The sequence below is a fragment of the Hoeflea sp. AS60 genome, assembly GCF_038900115.1.
Classification (GTDB): domain Bacteria; phylum Pseudomonadota; class Alphaproteobacteria; order Rhizobiales; family Rhizobiaceae; genus Hoeflea.
Genome location: NZ_JBBMQP010000003.1, coordinates 20,867 through 36,961 on the forward strand (window position 1 = coordinate 20,867; position 16,095 = coordinate 36,961).

General features: G+C 56.8%; 16 protein-coding genes and 1 tRNA gene. 7 read left to right on the forward strand and 10 right to left on the reverse strand.

Going from position 1 to position 16,095, the window contains the following annotated elements:
- Positions 1-82: 82 nt before the first annotated feature.
- The 3 genes from WNZ14_RS19215 to WNZ14_RS19225 are packed head-to-tail and all read right to left on the reverse strand — an operon-like array spanning position 83 to position 4,076.
- On the reverse strand, positions 83-1,168 hold the full coding sequence (locus WNZ14_RS19215) for a hypothetical protein (RefSeq protein WP_342870295.1): 1,086 nt from the start codon (positions 1,166-1,168) through the stop codon (positions 83-85).
- Positions 1,165-2,205 (reverse strand): adenylosuccinate synthetase, encoded by a 1,041-nt coding sequence (locus WNZ14_RS19220; RefSeq protein ID WP_342870296.1) that lies wholly within the window; start codon positions 2,203-2,205, stop codon positions 1,165-1,167. The genes WNZ14_RS19215 and WNZ14_RS19220 overlap by 4 nt, the downstream gene beginning before the upstream one ends.
- Entirely contained in the window at positions 2,184-4,076 is a 1,893-nt protein-coding gene (locus WNZ14_RS19225) for a ribonuclease H-like domain-containing protein (RefSeq protein ID WP_342870297.1), read from the reverse strand. Before WNZ14_RS19225 ends, WNZ14_RS19220 begins: the two co-directional genes overlap by 22 nt.
- Before the next feature lie 245 nt (positions 4,077-4,321).
- On the opposite strand from WNZ14_RS19225, the gene WNZ14_RS19230 reads away from it, so the two are divergent.
- Positions 4,322-4,615: a hypothetical protein gene (locus WNZ14_RS19230; RefSeq protein WP_342870298.1), complete on the forward strand. Its 294-nt coding sequence runs from the start codon at positions 4,322-4,324 to the stop codon at positions 4,613-4,615.
- Here WNZ14_RS19230 and rlmJ read toward each other — a convergent pair.
- Positions 4,609-5,403, reverse strand: a complete 795-nt coding sequence (rlmJ, locus tag WNZ14_RS19235) for a 23S rRNA (adenine(2030)-N(6))-methyltransferase RlmJ (protein WP_342870299.1) — start codon at positions 5,401-5,403, stop codon at positions 4,609-4,611. The two genes, WNZ14_RS19230 and rlmJ, sit on opposite strands and share 7 nt — an antisense overlap.
- 398 nt (positions 5,404-5,801) lie before the next feature.
- On the opposite strand from rlmJ, the gene WNZ14_RS19240 reads away from it, so the two are divergent.
- The 3 genes from WNZ14_RS19240 to WNZ14_RS19250 are packed head-to-tail and all read left to right on the forward strand — an operon-like array spanning position 5,802 to position 8,385.
- Positions 5,802-6,173 (forward strand): DUF3489 domain-containing protein, encoded by a 372-nt coding sequence (locus WNZ14_RS19240; protein WP_342870300.1) that lies wholly within the window; start codon positions 5,802-5,804, stop codon positions 6,171-6,173.
- A 5-nt stretch (positions 6,174-6,178) separates the two neighbouring features.
- The gene (locus tag WNZ14_RS19245; RefSeq protein WP_342870301.1) at positions 6,179-6,679 is read left to right on the forward strand and encodes a DUF2924 domain-containing protein; all 501 of its coding nucleotides are present in this window, start codon (positions 6,179-6,181) and stop codon (positions 6,677-6,679) included.
- Entirely contained in the window at positions 6,676-8,385 is a 1,710-nt protein-coding gene (locus tag WNZ14_RS19250; protein WP_342870302.1) for a recombinase family protein, read from the forward strand. Before WNZ14_RS19245 ends, WNZ14_RS19250 begins: the two co-directional genes overlap by 4 nt.
- A gap of 222 nt (positions 8,386-8,607) precedes the next feature.
- On the opposite strand, the gene WNZ14_RS19255 is transcribed toward WNZ14_RS19250, so the two are convergent.
- Positions 8,608-8,684: transfer RNA gene (locus WNZ14_RS19255), tRNA-Ile, on the reverse strand.
- 324 nt (positions 8,685-9,008) lie between these two features.
- On the opposite strand from WNZ14_RS19255, the gene WNZ14_RS19260 reads away from it, so the two are divergent.
- A complete protein-coding gene (locus WNZ14_RS19260) occupies positions 9,009-9,764 on the forward strand; it encodes an SIMPL domain-containing protein (RefSeq protein ID WP_342870303.1) in 756 nt (251 codons plus the stop codon).
- Positions 9,765-9,895: 131 nt separating this feature from the next.
- On the opposite strand, the gene WNZ14_RS19265 is transcribed toward WNZ14_RS19260, so the two are convergent.
- From WNZ14_RS19265 to WNZ14_RS19280, 4 genes are all read right to left on the reverse strand, one after another.
- A complete protein-coding gene (locus WNZ14_RS19265; RefSeq protein WP_342870304.1) occupies positions 9,896-10,285 on the reverse strand; it encodes a hypothetical protein in 390 nt (129 codons plus the stop codon).
- A gap of 285 nt (positions 10,286-10,570) precedes the next feature.
- A complete protein-coding gene (locus tag WNZ14_RS19270) occupies positions 10,571-10,942 on the reverse strand; it encodes a hypothetical protein (RefSeq protein ID WP_342870305.1) in 372 nt (123 codons plus the stop codon).
- Between the two features lie 201 nt (positions 10,943-11,143).
- Positions 11,144-11,746, reverse strand: a complete 603-nt coding sequence (locus WNZ14_RS19275; RefSeq protein ID WP_342870306.1) for a GNAT family N-acetyltransferase — start codon at positions 11,744-11,746, stop codon at positions 11,144-11,146.
- A gap of 12 nt (positions 11,747-11,758) precedes the next feature.
- Complete coding sequence (locus WNZ14_RS19280) at positions 11,759-12,172, reverse strand: ketosteroid isomerase-related protein (protein WP_342870307.1); 414 nt, start codon at positions 12,170-12,172, stop codon at positions 11,759-11,761.
- 242 nt (positions 12,173-12,414) lie between these two features.
- Between WNZ14_RS19280 and WNZ14_RS19285 the strand changes: the two genes are divergently transcribed.
- Positions 12,415-13,176 (forward strand): outer membrane beta-barrel protein, encoded by a 762-nt coding sequence (locus WNZ14_RS19285; RefSeq protein ID WP_342870308.1) that lies wholly within the window; start codon positions 12,415-12,417, stop codon positions 13,174-13,176.
- 783 nt (positions 13,177-13,959) lie between these two features.
- Here the strand turns inward: WNZ14_RS19285 and WNZ14_RS19290 are convergent.
- Positions 13,960-15,234: a DUF930 domain-containing protein gene (locus tag WNZ14_RS19290; protein WP_342870309.1), complete on the reverse strand. Its 1,275-nt coding sequence runs from the start codon at positions 15,232-15,234 to the stop codon at positions 13,960-13,962.
- Positions 15,235-15,413: 179 nt separating this feature from the next.
- On the opposite strand from WNZ14_RS19290, the gene WNZ14_RS19295 reads away from it, so the two are divergent.
- Positions 15,414-16,088, forward strand: coding sequence for an SDR family oxidoreductase (locus tag WNZ14_RS19295; protein WP_342870310.1), 675 nt, complete (start codon positions 15,414-15,416; stop codon positions 16,086-16,088).
- The last annotated feature ends 7 nt before the right edge of the window (positions 16,089-16,095 follow it).

A 16,095-nucleotide genomic window follows, 5' to 3' on the forward strand; every position in this document is an offset into this window, starting at 1 on the left:
GTGGCTGCAACGAGTGGACCAGCATTCACTGATGGCCAAAATAGACTTCGCCTCGTGAAGGGATAATCTTGCGCGAATCCCACTATGGCCTTTTCTCGGCAGATATATTGGCGATTTCTTGTCGAATGGAGGCATTATCTTTGCTTAGCGAGGCAATCATCTGAGACATTTCAGCAATTTTCTTCTCTAATTCTGCGTATTGGTCGAATTTAATGCCTAATTCGTCTGCCTTCTTACTCAACGATTCATTCATCGCGAGCGCATCTTCAAGCCTTTTCTCCGCAATTGAAATGTAATTATTGTACAGCGCCAATTGCGATACGTTATATGAATACTGCGTATAGACTAGTGTTACCAAACCAATAAATCCGGCCAAGATCGCTAAACCCGCAGCCCATGATATTTTTGCAGTGTACTTTCTAGCAATTGAAGCGTCGTTTCGTGCAGAAATTGCGTCCTTTCGAGAGTCGCTTACGACTTTGTCAATCGAACTCTGAATTTCTATTAACTTACCATTCCCATTTTCTTTTGCGGCTTTCTGTATAAACTCTGTAATATCCCAGAACTCAGATGTACTTGCATCTGCACCAATGGCCGCGTCACCAGAAACAGTCGAAGTGGTTTTGGTAAATTCCACCCAAATCAGCCCCTCCTCCAGAGGGATATAGTAATCTTCAGACGTCAAGTTGTGTAATGGAATGCACAACTTTCCCCAAAATCCAGGATCGACGATAGGACCCGTGCCGAGCAAAAGCCCTCGATGAACATGTCGAATTTGAAGATTAAAGCGCAAAGCAATGTATTCCGGCAATCTAAAATCTAGATCGCACTCTACAAAGACGATGGAGTTTGCCTTTACTTTCAGCTTTTCGCCTTCAAACGGAACCTTCTTTAGTACTCTTTCTTCGTAAGTATAAGCAACACTTCCAATACGCCCCTCATACGATGCTTTCTTAAGCCGCCGCTTTTTCTTCCCACCCTCAAAAAACGGGCTGATCAGTCCGGTGGCAAGAACATACTCTCTGATATGCTCCGCAGATAATAATGACGGCGGTATTTTCTTTTTGGCAAGAGGATCCGCTTTGTATCTGTGCGCACTGGCAAGCTCAGAAGCACTCTCTCTTGTAAGAGAGCACCATTCGGTGGCTGCGACTACACTCTGAGTCATGCTAAACATTCCTGACGCTCAATTACGTCAAAAGGCGAAAATCCCAACCAATCTGCTTTGCGCGAAATACTGGCCTCAATACCCAGAATAAAACGCCTTACTTGACTCTCAGATCGACCAATATCAGATGATTCACCGATATAGTCCAAATGATTTAATACAACTCGATTTGGTAAATTTACGTCGATAGATTTTCTTACGAGCATAGAATCAAAATGTCCAACTCTGCGAAGCTTTTTAGTTACTGTTGTATACTCTCTGATGTCATTCTTTCCGGTTTTTGCAGCGATCTTTTCCCAGGTCGTCTCGTTAGTTAGCTGGCCTGATTCCCCGGCAACTCGTATCGGAAACGAACGTATCACCATGGTTACGTCATCAACGTCCCTTGGACTTAGCCCTGCTTCAGCAAGAACACCCGCAGCAGTAGTACAGCGCGAGGTGGCCTTCGGCCAATATCCACCGTCAAGCAATGATAACCCAAACCCTTGGGTACCCTCAATCACGATACGAAAGCCCATATTTAGCTGATTACGCAGCAAGGTGGCCACGTCGGCTACAAACTCTTGCAGAGGAGCAAAGTGTGCCGCATCGGGAGAAGGAAGCGGGAAATTTGCGGCTTCACGAGCCACTGACGCCATTACAGCGCCGCCGACACCAGAGCCCGTCGAACCGATAGAGCCCGTTAGTCCCGCCTCCCTTTCCCAGTTTTTATGTTCTGGTAGAATGATTCGAGCGTACGGGCTTACGAATACACGTTCTTTGGGATACTGCAGCTCTTCAATCTCAGATAGCAGGAGTTCGACATCGATATAAGACCCGGCCGGAAATACGACATCTACGTTCTTGTCGATACACGACGCCGGCATCTGCCTCAGAGCCCACTTCTTACCGCTACGATCGTACCCAGTATGACCTGAGTTTGGCCCGCCAACACGGATTACGGTCACAGGCCCTTTAGCTCTGCGGGCAATTTCCAAAGCGACCTTGCCTTTTCCTTCAGAGCCAAACTGGCCCCCTACGACGATTGAAACAGGCATGATTTCCCCTCAGTCAGTTTACTTGCAAGCTCACTCGCGCGATTTTTGAGTGTTAATTTATCTGAGTCGTTGACGAAAATCTCGTGAGCCAGCGACCGCAGCTCTCCCACACGACCCTCAACCTCTGACTTTGCAGCCTGCTCAAAATTCCCGTCACTCATCCGCTCATGGTACCGGATCTTTCTTACACGTTCAGTGGCTTCAATATAGATGTGATGGAAATTGGCTCCAAAACGTTCCACGAGATATGCGTGATCCTCGGGAAAGCGCAGGCCATCGACCACAATCGCAACGCCGCCCGAGACCCGCTGTATGGTCTTTTCGGCCAGCCACCGTTGACGCCCAGTCGCATTGATTTCTCGTCCCAGTTCCTGACGATTGTAACGCGTCAATTCGACTCCGCTTTCGCGCAACATATCATCGATCACCAGGCTGAACCGAGTGTATGAGAAGCCGAGCGACTGAAGTTCTTCGGCAAACGTCGTTTTTCCCGCAGCAATTGGGCCGCTTACTCCGACAACTATCGGATTCGCAACGGCGTCAAGTTTCGGAATAATCAAAGGCGGTTCGTTTTCCGTGCCCAGAGCCTCAGTCAATCCTGCCATATGGAACGTGCCGACCAAAGCCGATGTTATTGCATCAAGTTCGTCATGGGTCACGGTATTTTCAACATAGTCACCCGAGATACCAAAACCATGGAGACCCAGCTTCAGCCATTCAATGCCAGCGCCTTTGCGAGGGATACGCATTATGTCTTGTGCTGCCCCCGGATAGCTCTCGATTACAGCGACCCCGCTTTGTCGGAGCGTGTTGGCAAGTTTCATTCCTCTGGCGGTTAGCTTCTGCATGCTTGGAAGCAGACAAGGGTATACGTTGACACCGCGCCTTTTCAGTTCCCGCTCGCATTGTCGCATAATGCCATAGAGGTCTCTTCCAGGATCAGAGTCTTCAACGGTCACCCGACCGAACGGCAAGCACAGAGGAGAATCAATGGACACCAGCTTGGGCTTAGCCTCCAGAGTGCGCGTTAGAATATCCTCGTCAGAAAATAGCGTTGCGGTCGTGGCATTGTTTCCGTCGAGGACACACCAACCTGTACCCCGTGCTTCCGAACCAGTCAGATCAATTCCGACAATCTTTGCCTTGGCCGCAGGCCCTCGCCCCAGAACGTCCTCAAAGTGAGGCGCCTTTGTCAGGTGGCCTCCCGCCGGATTAAACTTCGGCAAATCCTGCCAACCAGCGGGTGCGGACCAATTAAAGAAACCGACCGCTTGAGTAAAAAGGTCCGGCTGAATTTCAAATTGCCCCCAGACGTGATCGAAGATTGCTCCCATGGCTGCGATATCAAGACGATTGTATCGGACCAGCTTTTCCAGAGCACCGATTTCGCCCCTCAAATAACGATGCCACAATAGAACAGCTGCAAATCCATCGACGTCGGAGAGGTCAGTGCGAAGATCCAGATCAAGCTGCTTTTCAATCGACTTCTGGCCACCGGTAAGACCCACGCGCCTGCAGAGGTACATCAGATCAATATGTGTTTCCGGCAACCGAACGTCTGGAAATTCTTGTCGAAGAAAACGCTGATCAAAGCGAATGCCGTTGAAAGTCACCATCGCTTTCGCCTGACGTGCGTCTGCCAATAGGTTGCGATGATCATCACCCTTAACAAAGGTCGAGGCTTTGCCGTTATAAGCCCATCCAACCACTGTGATTTCGTCGTAGTAATGGCTGAGACCTGTCGTCTCGATATCTAGGAACAAAACCTGGTCAGGATAAGACGCGCAAAGTGCCAAATTTTCCTTCAGATGTCGTGGCAGACGACGAGGTACAGTTGGAGTCATTGTGGACATACGACGTGCATCTGGCATCAGAACTCCAAAGCTACACGCCGTGCGCGCGCACCCAAAATGTGTACAGGACTAAATTCTCCCGACTTCCCCAATTCGTTCGAGAGGCTTAGGATTCCTCTCCGCAGTCCTGTTGCAGTTGTCATAGTGGCTTTGCCGATTGTGATTCTACCGAAAACACAGTAGCTTGAATGGCTAATCGTTACGAGTTCACATTCGGACGACACACTGCAATATTATTGTGACACCGCTAGGACGAGCAGCGCATGAAGCGAGAAAAGTCGACCTACGACCTTGGAGATTATGAGGTTTCCGTTGAACTAATTGTCAACGATGAATCGCGACTCCATGACTACGGAATTCGGCGCTCGGCCTGGCTTCGTGGCGTTCGGATGATGAGGCGCTACGGACCGGAATTAGCTCTCGAACTTTTGGACGAGCGCGCGGAAAAATGCTATAATAGTAAGAATATCGCCATGTGTTATCGTTTGCGTGACCTTATGGTAGCAATTCATGCGATGACTGAAGATGAGATCCAGCCGAACGATCGAGTTCATTGAGGTGCTCTTTCTTCGGTCAGCCATTTGATCGACCATGTTCCCTTCCCCCCACCTAATTTCGAAGCTATATCTCGGCAAAGAAGTGTAGCTTTTTCATCCATTCTCCATGGAGTATTGCAAATAATGATGCCGCTTCCGGCCAAATTCACTCCGTCTTTCCTGAACGGAAGGAATTCAATTCGCAAAGACTTTGGATACTGAGCAATAACAACAGCATCCGCCAGCGCGTCACCTATTTTTGAATCCTTGATTGGGTACCATAGGCAGAAAATACCCGTAGACCATTTGCGTAGCCCCTTTTTCAGGGCGGATATCATGCTTTGAACTTCGTCTTTTTGTTCGAATGGTGGATCGACAAAAATAAGGCCTCGTCTTTCGAGTGGCGGAAGTAGAGCGTTAATGGCATCATATCCACTCCTATTCTGAACTGTGACACGCTGATCAAAGTGGTATCTGTTTTCAAGCTGGATAGCGTCGTCGGGATGCAATTCGCAGGCGATCAACCTATCGGTCGGACGAAGCATGCGACATGAAATCTCGGGGGAGCCAGGATAGTACCTGAACTTACCCGGGTTAATTGACTTAATGATATCGAAATAACGCGGACAAGATGGAATACCAACCTCATTGATTTTTTCTACGCCATTAATTTTCTCACCGGTGCACTGAGATTGCTCCGAGTCTAGGTCATACAGACCTATTCCAGCGTGTGTATCGAGCACCATGAAAGGTTGCGTTTTCTGCAACAGATGCTCCAGAATCAGAACGAGAACTGCGTGCTTGAACACCTCGGTATGGTTTCCTGCATGGTAGGCGTGTCTATAGTTCATCTAAAATGCGCTCAATGTACGTTGATTCTTAAGGTTAACACGGAACAAGGCCGCGTGCTCCAATGCGGTGATCTGTGCTTAATGTTAGTGCATGCGCGGTTTCGCCGCCACTGCTGGCGTTGAAGGCGGGCCTTTTTTTTGCGAGCCCATGCGGTGCTGTAGTGCTGCTGACATATACCTACCAAGTATCCCAACTCCCGAGTGGACTTGCCGCGCAAAGCAAGCATTGCTGTTCGAACCGCTTGGGGTCTAAGTAGCCGGCTCCCGGGGCACAAGACCCTACCACCTGCTCATTGAGCGGGTTTTGCTCAGTGCGAGCGTCGGATTGGCCGGCGCCAGGCCTGAGGAAAAATTCAATGACGCAAATCAATCCAGACGATAAGCCAAGCTTCGAGGCCGAACGAATCGGAGACAGTGGACCTGCCACTGAATCGACAGTTGCCAAGAAGCCCGAACGTCGGCGGGCAGCCCCCAAGACGGCGGCCAAAGTGACTAATTCGGCTAAATCGACTGCGTCGAAATCAGATATAGTCCTCAAAAAACTCCGGGCTAAGAATGGCGCCACCCTCGAAGCGCTCATGGAGGCCACTGGCTGGCAGGCCCATTCGGTGCGTGGATTTCTGTCAGGGGTGGTAAGGAAGAAGCTCGGCCTCCCCCTGACCAGCGACATAGGCAAGGACGGCAAGCGACGCTATCGGCTGGCTGGACCAGAAGCAGGAGCGGAGTGAACCTCATGCACCCGAACGAAACACTCGAACTGGAGATCGGCGCGATTGGCGTTCTCTCGCGGGAAGATCTCGCCGACCGATGGGTGCGGGCACATGGCTGTCCGCCTCCAAAAGGGGTGAAACGTGCACTGCTCGAACGCTCTGCAGCGTGGCAGCTTCAATCCAAGCGGCTTGGCGGACTATCCGCTGATACGAGGCGGCTCATGCGACGCCTACATGCCGCCAAATCTGCCGCGCTTGCTGGCGAGATTGTATCCGGCGCCGGAGCTGACAACGTTCAGTCGCATAATAGGGGCAATCATGCGGATCAGCAGACTGCCATTCTGTCCCGCAAGCAGCTCGACCCAGGGACTCGGCTTGTCCGCGAATGGAACGGCAGAACCCACGTCATCGAGGTTATCGAGAACGGCTTCATCCACGACGGAAAGACCTATAGATCGCTGTCTGCCATCGCCAGACGGATAACAGGAACCCGATGGTCAGGTCCGAGGTTCTTCGGGCAATGAGCACTCCCCCACGTCTACGCTGCGCCGTCTACACCCGCAAATCGACCGAGGAGGGCCTAGATCAAGATTTTAACTCGCTTGATGCCCAGCGCGAAGCCTGTGAAGCCTTCATCGCATCCCAGGCAAGCCTCGGCTGGAAACTGGTTCCAGACCGCTACGACGATGGCGGCATCTCCGGCGGCACCATGGAGCGCCCTGCCCTGCAGCGCATGCTCGAAGACATTAAAGCGGGCCGGATCGATGTCGTCGTCGTCTACAAGATCGACCGCCTTACCCGTTCTCTGATGGACTTCGCCAAGATCGTCGACATCCTCGATTCCAAGAATGTCTCGTTTGCCGCTGTCACCCAAGCCTTCAACACCACCACGTCGATGGGCCGATTGACGCTGAATGTGTTGTTGTCATTTGCCCAGTTCGAACGCGAGGTCACCGCCGAACGAATTCGTGACAAGATCGCTGCCTCCAAGAAGAAAGGCATTTGGATGGGAGGTGCGGTACCGTTTGGTTACCGGGTGGAAAACCGCAAACTGCTTATCAACGAGGATGAGGCCAAAACTGTCCGGCTTCTGTTTAGCCGCTACTGCGAACTGAAATCCGTCAGACTGCTATCCGAAGAAGCAACCCGTTTGAAGCTGACCACGCCGAGGACTCTTCGGCGGAATGGCAAACCTTATGGCGCCGGGATTTTTGAGCGCACTTTTCTCCACCGCCTGCTTTCCAATCCGATTTACGTCGGAAAGATCCGGCACAAGGACGCGATCTACAAAGGCGAACAGCAACCGATCATCGACCCGCAGCTGTTTGAGACGGTGCGGGATTTGTTGGCAACTCAGGCACCGGATCGCGGTCATGCGACAAACCTGAAAGACATCCATCTGCTGACCGGCATCCTGTTCGACGAGACTGGTGATCGGCTCAGCCCGACCCACGCCAACAGACACGGCAAGCGCTACCGCTATTATGTCTCCAACAGGCTGATCACAAAAACCCGCAAAGATGATGAGGATGGTACCGGCTGGCGAATCCCCGCGTTAGAGCTCGACCGCATCGTCGGCCACGAACTCGACCAGATCCTTGCCAACAGCAGCCAATTGATGAAATGGACAGAGCCCTGGTGTCCGACAGACAGCTTGCACGAACTTCTGAACAGGGCAGAACAACGACGCGACGAGTGGAATGGGCTGACATCGGCATCGAAGCGTTCCACCACCACGAAGTTGTTTCGCAGCATCACACTGGCGCCGAATTGGATCCGGTTGGATCTTGATCGTCGTGAACTCGTAGAATGGCTGCTAGGTGAGGTAAGCGTCCAATCTGAATCGGACACCGATCCAATCGAGATCCTGGAGCGGCCATTGTCGATGCGGCGCCGTGGGGTGGAATCGCGATTGATCCTCTCCAACGGCAACTCAGCATCGCGAGCGCCCGACGCCGCGCTGGTTGATCTCATCCTCAGGGCCAACAGCTATTTCGCAGCACTCACCGATGGTTCGGCCAAAAGCATGGCGCAGATCGCAACCGAGCATGGCACAGATTTTTCCGAAGTCAGCCGGCTTTTGCCGCTGGCCTTCCTGTCACCCGCAATCGTCGATGCAATTCTCACCGGCAAACAGCCGGTCGAGCTTAATGCCCAGCGTCTTTCACGCATCACCGGTCTGCCCAATTCTTGGGCCGCGCAATCGGCGCTCATCGGTCTCACGGCCTGACAATCACAATCATGCAGCGCATCAGCCAGCAATCGGCGACCATCGTCTCCGCAAACACTTGGGCAAGGAAAGGAGCCTGCAGAGACTGGGCGAGGAAATCCCGCGGAAATCGCCCGAAATCTGCGTCTCTCCGCCAAGCGTTTGCGGAGTTGCCGCGCAAGTCATTGAAAATGCGATATTATTTTCGACTCTCTGGAGACCCTGCGAACGTGGGGAAAGCTGTGGTGGGCCCGGAGGGACTCGAACCCCCAACCAATCCGTTATGAGCGGACGGCTCTAACCAGTTGAGCTACAGGCCCGGAGGTTCACGACGGCGTCTGCTGCTGCGCGAAAGCCGCAATTTTGAAAATTGCGGGCACTATCCCCCGCCGGACTTGCCGTCCGGACGTTGGCGGTTTAGCCCAAAACATCTGCCTTCACAAGCCGTGCCGTGGCGCGTTCGCAGCCATGGCAGCCGATCAAACGGCGCCCGAATTCAGCCCAGCCAAAGATGCGGCGAAATGCGATGTCGCGGCTTGCGAAACTGCTGGCTGACTGCCACTTCTCCGGTCGCCGCAATCCGTCCACATTCCCTCGCCATTAGATCCGGTGACGGGACATTTGACACAAGATCGGAGTTTTTCATGACCTCAGTTTTCACCAACCGCCGCCGCATGCTTGCTGCCGGCGCGCTTTCAGCCTTGATGTTTTCTCACGTCGCACCGGTTTTCGCCGATGAGGCAAAGCGGCCCGAGCCCGGCGTGATATCCGTCTCCGGCGAAGGCGTGGCTGCAATTGCGCCCGACATGGCGGTCATTTCGCTCACCGTTCTGCGCGAAGCCGAGACGGCGCGCGCAGCACTTGACGCCAACAACGAGGCGATGACGGATGTTCTCGCCGCGATGAAGGCCGAAGGCATTGCCGAGCGCGATCTGCAGACCGGCGCCTTCTCGGTGCAGCCGCGCTGGGTCTACCCCAACAACAAGGATGGCCAGACGGAAGAGCCGAAGATTGTCGGCTACACCGTCAACAACACGCTGACTGTGCGCATCCGTGACCTGAGCCGTCTCGGCGCCATTCTCGACACGTCGGTCAGCCTCGGCGTCAACCAGGGCGGCGACGTGGTGTTCACCAATGACGACCAGGACACCATCCGCGAGAGCGCGCGCCTTGATGCCATTGAAAAGGCCAAAGCCAAGGCCAAGGCGATGACCGAAGCGCTGGGCGTCACTCTTGGCCGCATCACCCAGGTTTCGGAGAATTCCTACTCCGCGCCGCCGGTGCCGATGATGCGCGCCGAAATGGCGATGTCGGCCAAATCGGCCGATTCAGTGCCGATGGCCTCGGGCGAAAACGAATACCGCGTCACCGTCAGCGTCACCTGGGAAATCGCCCAGTAGGCCAGATGTAAGACCAAATACGCAATCATACCCCGCTATTCGCGCGCGGGGACAAATTGAGTTCAGACATGACAAGACCCCGGGAGGCAGGCTCCCCCGGGGTCTTTTTGTATCCGGTTACAGGTCCCGGATCAGCGGCGGAAGTCGATGACCGGGCAGCTGCGCTCATTGGCGAAAACAACCTGCACCGGGCGGTGATGGCGGAAGCCCTCGACCACGACATTGCGGCGACCGGCACGGACGACGTCGGCCCGGCGTACACCCATGTCACGGGCCTTGTTAACGGCCTGGTTCGGGTTGCAGGCATCGCGGTGACCTTCGAAGCGGTTGAAGCCGCCGCGCCTTCCGTCGAACCGGTCCCCGCCGCCGCGGCGATCACGGTCGCTGATGACGATGCCGCCACCGGGGCCACCGATGGAGAGTTCGAAACCCAGCCCACCGGCATTGGCGGGTGCGGTAGCTGCGACGCCGGCGGTGGCGACAACGAGGATGGCGAGTGTGGTGCGAAGCAAGCGGTTCATGACTTTGTCTCCTGGTGTGGCGTGGTGTGCGCGTGGTGTGCGCCCGGGGGGTGGTTGGTGTCTGTCTCGACCGGCTGCCCCGTTCGATTGATATGACCTTAGTCCCGCCCACCTGAACCGAAGCGGAACCACCCGTTCATGGTGCATTCATGCTTGTTCAACCGGCTCGGTGTTCAAGTGGACCGGCGGCCTCGGTCACACCGTCGCCCACGGCCATCTCAGAACGCAACGAAACCCCGGGAGGGAGGCACCCCCGGGGTTTCGGTGTGTCCGATTGCGTTCGGACTAGCGACGGAAGGCGATGACCGGGCAGCTGCGCTGGTTGGCGAAGACAACGCGGACAGCGCGGTGATGGCGGAAGCCCTTGACGACGACACGGCGGTGATTGGCACGAACAACATCAGCGCGGCGCACGCCCATGTGGCGGGCCTTCTGCACGGCGCGGTGTGGCCGGCAGACGTCACGACCACCACGATGGCCCTCGAACCGGTCGCGACCGCCATGACGGCGATGATCGCGGACGACAAAACCGCCGCCGGGGCCGCCGATCGAAAATTCGAAACCGATGCCGCCGGCGTTGGCGGCAGGGGCGGAAGCTGCGATGCCGGCTGTGGCGACAACGAGGGCTGCGAGTGCATTGCGGATGAAGGTGTTCATGACTGTTCTCCAGATTTGGCGGCGCCTGGCGCCTGTGTGGGTGTCCCTGATTTGGATCTCTTGTCTCGACCGGTTGTCCCGTTCGATTGATCCCACACTAATCCGCCTCGCCTGAACCGAATTGGAACTGGTCATTCATCCTGTGTTCATGAAAATCACGGCCCATCCGGGCGCTTGCGGCATCGCTTGGGAAACCGCGCTTCAGAGTTCCCGGCCCCAGACCTGCAGCGGCTTGGGGCTTTCGGCGGACGCGCCGATGTCGCGCCAGGAAAATTCAGCCAGCAGGCCGGGATAGGGCTCATACCCCAGACGCCGCCAGAAGGCGTCGAGCGGCACGTAGGCCTCGGGCCGGGCCGGATGATCATGAGGCCGAACCACCGCGGAAAACACAGTGTGCTCGAAGCCCTGCGCGCGCGCCGCAGCCTCGCGCATTTCGAAGAACTGACGCCCCGCCCCCTGGCCCCGATACTCGGGCAGCAGCACCGATTCAGCCAGATAGAAGAAGGCGTCGGGATCAAGCCCGACACGGGCGAAAGGTACAGCGAATTCATCCGCGTGGTCTGACAGCGGTGCGGCCGTTGCCGCCCCCACCATGCGGCCATTGCCATCCCGTGCGGCCACCACCACTGCGCCCGGCGAAGCGGCAAAGCGAACCAGATAGCGCGCCTCGTACTCCGCGTCACCATCGTAGAGATAGGGCCAGTCGGCAAACACCGCGATCCTGAGCCGGGCCAGATCCTCAAGCGCCAACTCGACCTCGTCAGCCGTGAGAAGCGAGAAACTCAGACCGGACTTAGAGGCCATCAAACGCAAACCTCAGCCGGCTTTGACTTGCGCGATCCAGTCGGTGAGATTGTAGCTCATCGTCACCCGGCTGATCAGATCGTCGTCGATCTCGAAGAAGATCCCGGCTGGCAGCGTGTAGCGCTGGCCGTTGGCCTCGGGCAGGCCCTCATCGGTGGAAAGATAGGTGCCGCGCACCGTAAACTCCGCCGCCGCATGGCCACCGCTGTCATCGACCATGATGACGATGTCGCCGAGTTCCTCGTCATAATGCCGGGTCATCTTGGCGTTGAACCAGCGGAATTTCTCCTTGCCGATCTCGCGCCCGCCCTGATTGATGTCATGCGCCACGTCGTCGGACAGACAGTCGAGCATGCCATCCGAACTCTTGGCGTTGAAGGCTTCAAGATAGCGGCGGATCAGGGCGGCGGTGTCATCTCGGCTCATGGAAGGCTCCAGTATCAAAAGTCGGTTACCCACAGGTGCCACATGCGGACAGCATCGGGCAAGGGGCGTGTACCAAGAGAACGGGCATGGATAGCCAGTCGTTCCAGCCAACGGGTATTTATTCTACATCAGTGCTTTCTGACCGTGCATTATTAGCAATTGCACCATTAATTATGGCTGATATTAAGATTCCGGGTCGGATTTCTCCGACGAATCACCCAGCATCGACAGGAAGCAATCCAGTGAAACATATCATCAGGGCAACCGCAGCCATCAGCATGGCCGCGTTTATGGCAACAGCGGCGCAGTCTGAAGATATCGACACCGCAGGCGACTGGAGTGGCTTCTATCTCGGTGGAGCCGTTGGCTGGCTCAATGGTGTCAGCAATCCAAACTCCTCCACCGTTCAGGGAACCTATTTTGTCACCCAGAACCTGGCGTTGCTGGATTCTGTCCTGAACCGCAATATCCGCGGCGATGCGGTCAGTGCATCGATGATTTTCGGCTACGACATGCAGTCAAACCGTTACACCTACGGCGTTGAAGGCGACCTGACGCTGAGCAATTTCAAGGAGACCCGGGCTTCCGGTGCGGTCAGGTATCTCAACACACCCAGAGATTTCTTCATGGACACCACGGTGCGCTCCAGCGTTTCCGCTGCCATGCGGGCCAAGATCGGCTATTCATTCGGCTCGACTCTCGTCCATGTTTCTGCCGGCCCGGTGATCGCCAACATCAAGTATTCGGCCGCCTTTCGCGATACGTTTTCGCCCGCGACAACCGTCGCCCGGCTTGATGCATCAGAAACCGCCATCGGCCTTTCACTCGGCGCAGGCCTGACCCATCAGCTCAACGCAGGCTGGGCGGTGCGCGGCGATTACGTGTTCAACTATTTCCCCAGGGCGATCAGCGGTACATCCTCGTTTACCGCTGGCGGATCGTTCAATCACAAGGTTGATTTCCAGTCCCACAACCTGCGTCTGGGCCTGATCAAGCGGTTCTGACCGGCCCGACAGGCCGGGGCATCTGTCGAGAGATCGTCGGCGTTGCTGAACTCACGCCAAATCCTCCGCCGGTGACATTTCGCCGGCGGGTGGAAAAAATTCGGGCTCCGGAGGGCCGCGCGCGGACTGCACCTCTGAATGAAGTATGAGTTTGGGTGGCGCATTCCGCGCGCGGGCCCGAACTTCGCCGGATGATGTCCGCATCCGACAGGCAGTCACCGCTTCGAAACGCCTGCCCTGGACAAGGGAAGTGGTCGAAGCATGTCTTGCGCGGTTTCCGGCACGAAGCATCTGCGCGTCTTAAGACCGCCTGTCCGTTATCGTTCAAGCGAACCCGCTTGAACGCGACAGGCGAAACGAGCAAACCTCCGCCACAGACCCGGTCCGCTGTCCAATCCGCCCCTCCGCCCGAAGGCGATTGCGGATTGCGAGGACGTCCCGGTGGCCGACTGAACCCGGGTCATCATTTGCGAAGACCGGGAACGCCGACGGAGCCACACTGGTCACCGCCTCCCCTCAAGCCTCGCCGCACGTTAAGGTGAGATTTGAAGGGCATTCCTCCCGCCTGGTCCGATACGTTCGCGATCCATCCGGCAGCGGGAGCACGGGAAGTGTGGCATGAGGTTTGGGGGGTGGGGAAAAAGTCGGGCGATTTTTCGGAATTTCGGGGTGTAAACGCCCCATCCGGTCCGTTTTGCAAAGGACCTATTCGGTCTGCGCGAAGCCAAATCTCCCCCCATTGCGGGGGAGATTGGAGCACGTGCAAGCCCCCGCCCGCACCCGTCAATAGGACGGAAAGCCCCTTGCCTGCCACTGTGACCGCGGGATCGCGTTGCCGACCTTGAAGGTGAAGTCCACGACCCTGAGCGCATCGGCATCGACGGTGCAGCGGAAATTCAGATCGTACCAGATGCCACGGGCGCGGAAGGCGGCTTTGGGGACTGAGAGCACATTGCCGCCGGGAAGACGGTAGGACGGCAGCAATTCGGGCTGGTAGGGCTCGGGCGCGCGGCGCAACTGCTCGCGCAACTCGGTTGTACAGAGCTGGCTGCCGCGTGCATCGCGCGGCATGTTGCGCATGGCGGTTGTCGCAACAGCGCGGCCGGTGTTGACGCTGGAAGACAGCTGCCGCACCCCGGGCAAGCCATTGTCGCTGGCAGGCGCGTTGTCTGCTGGCCGGGGGTCGGCTGGCGGCTCTATGACTTTGGCTGCGGGCTTTGCCGGCTCGGCAGGTTTTGGCTCGGGCACGGCGGATGCCGGATCAGCGGGGTCTTCGGGCAACGACGCCAGCTCGGTCTCGGCGGCAGCGTCTGGCAGAGCGCCGGGCGTGTCCCCGGCCAGCTCGGCATCAGGCAGGGTGATGTCGTCCGGCATCGCCAGCACCGGGGCAGGATCGGCTGGCGGCTGATCCGCCGGAGTATCGGTTGGCTGCTGATCCTGCACTGCGGTTTCGGCTTCGGGCTCCGCGGCAGGCTCCGGTGGTGGCGTCTCCAGCAACTCCTCGACAGTCAATTCTTCGGCTGGCAGTTCTTCTGCGGGCGGCTCTTCAGCGGGCGGCTCTTCGACGAGTGTCTCCTCAACGGGCGCTTCCTCGGCCGGCGCTGCGCTGGCGCCGCCATCGAGCGCAATTTCCGGCCCGGCATCCTCTTCGCCAAACTGGAACACCGGCCTGAGCACCGGGATCGGCACGCCCTCGCCTTCACTTGCATCGGCTGCGGCAGCCGGGAGCTCCGGCACAGCTTCTTCCGGCGCAGGCTCTTCGGGGGCTGGGGCTTCCGGCTCTGGCGTCTCAGGTTCTGGCGTCTCAGGTTCTGGCGTCTCAGGTTCCGGTGCAGCCTCTTCTGGTGTCGGCTGTTCGGGCTCGGGCTGCTCGGGTTCGGGCTCAGGTTCGGGCGGAGGCACGATGGTCACGGTGACCACCTGTTCCTCGGGTTCGGCTTCCATCTCCGGCTTTGGCAGGTCGATGAGCAATGCGGCTACGATCAGCCCATGCAGAAACAGCGAGAGAAGCACTCCCGCGCTCAAGGCGTTCAGCCTGAATCTGCTGGTATCGATCATCAGCCGATGCATAGCAGAAAATCAGGCGAAACAAGGGTGAAGAGCTCAGATGACGACAATTTGTTCACGAATTTTGCCTGCCCGGAGATTTGGACCTGTCACGCTGTTTCATTCAATTGGAACGGCTTGGGCCCTTTTGCGTTGGCAAGGCAACAGACCTTTACCAAGGAGCATGACCCATGACCGCAAAGACCCTCTTCATCACCGGCGCATCAAGCGGAATCGGCGCAGCAACCGCCCGCGCCGCACGACTGGCCGGATGGAATGTCGGGATGTTTGCCCGCTCGGACAACAAGCTCAACGAACTGGCCGAAGAACTCGGCGACCGGTCGCTGGCGCTGCCCGGCGACGTGACCAGCATGGATGATCAGAACCAGGCGCTGGCGATGCTGCGCCACACCTATGGCGGCGTCGATGCTGCTTTCGCCAATGCAGGCATGGGCGTGCAGACAGCCGGCACCGAACATGGCGACCCGGAGGAATGGAGCAAGCTTGTCGACGTCAACATCAAGGGCCTGCTCAACACCGCCAAGGCAGCGATGCCGCATTTGCGCCAGCGCAAGGGCCACATGGTGATGACCGGCTCGGCGGCAGGCCGGGTGCATATCGCAGGCTCGGTCTATGGCGCGTCAAAATGGTTCGTGCATGGCTATGCCGGCAACCTGGCCGAAGAGATGAAGGAATGGGGCGGCCGCTGCACGGTGATCGCGCCCGGCATGGTCAACACCGCCTTCTTCGATGAGGCAAAGCCCGACAAGCTGCAGCCCGAGGATATCGCCAATGCCGTGGTGTTTGCGCTCGACGCTGACCCGCGCGCAACCGTGCGCGAGGTTTTCGTGATGCCGACCAACTAGGCGTTTC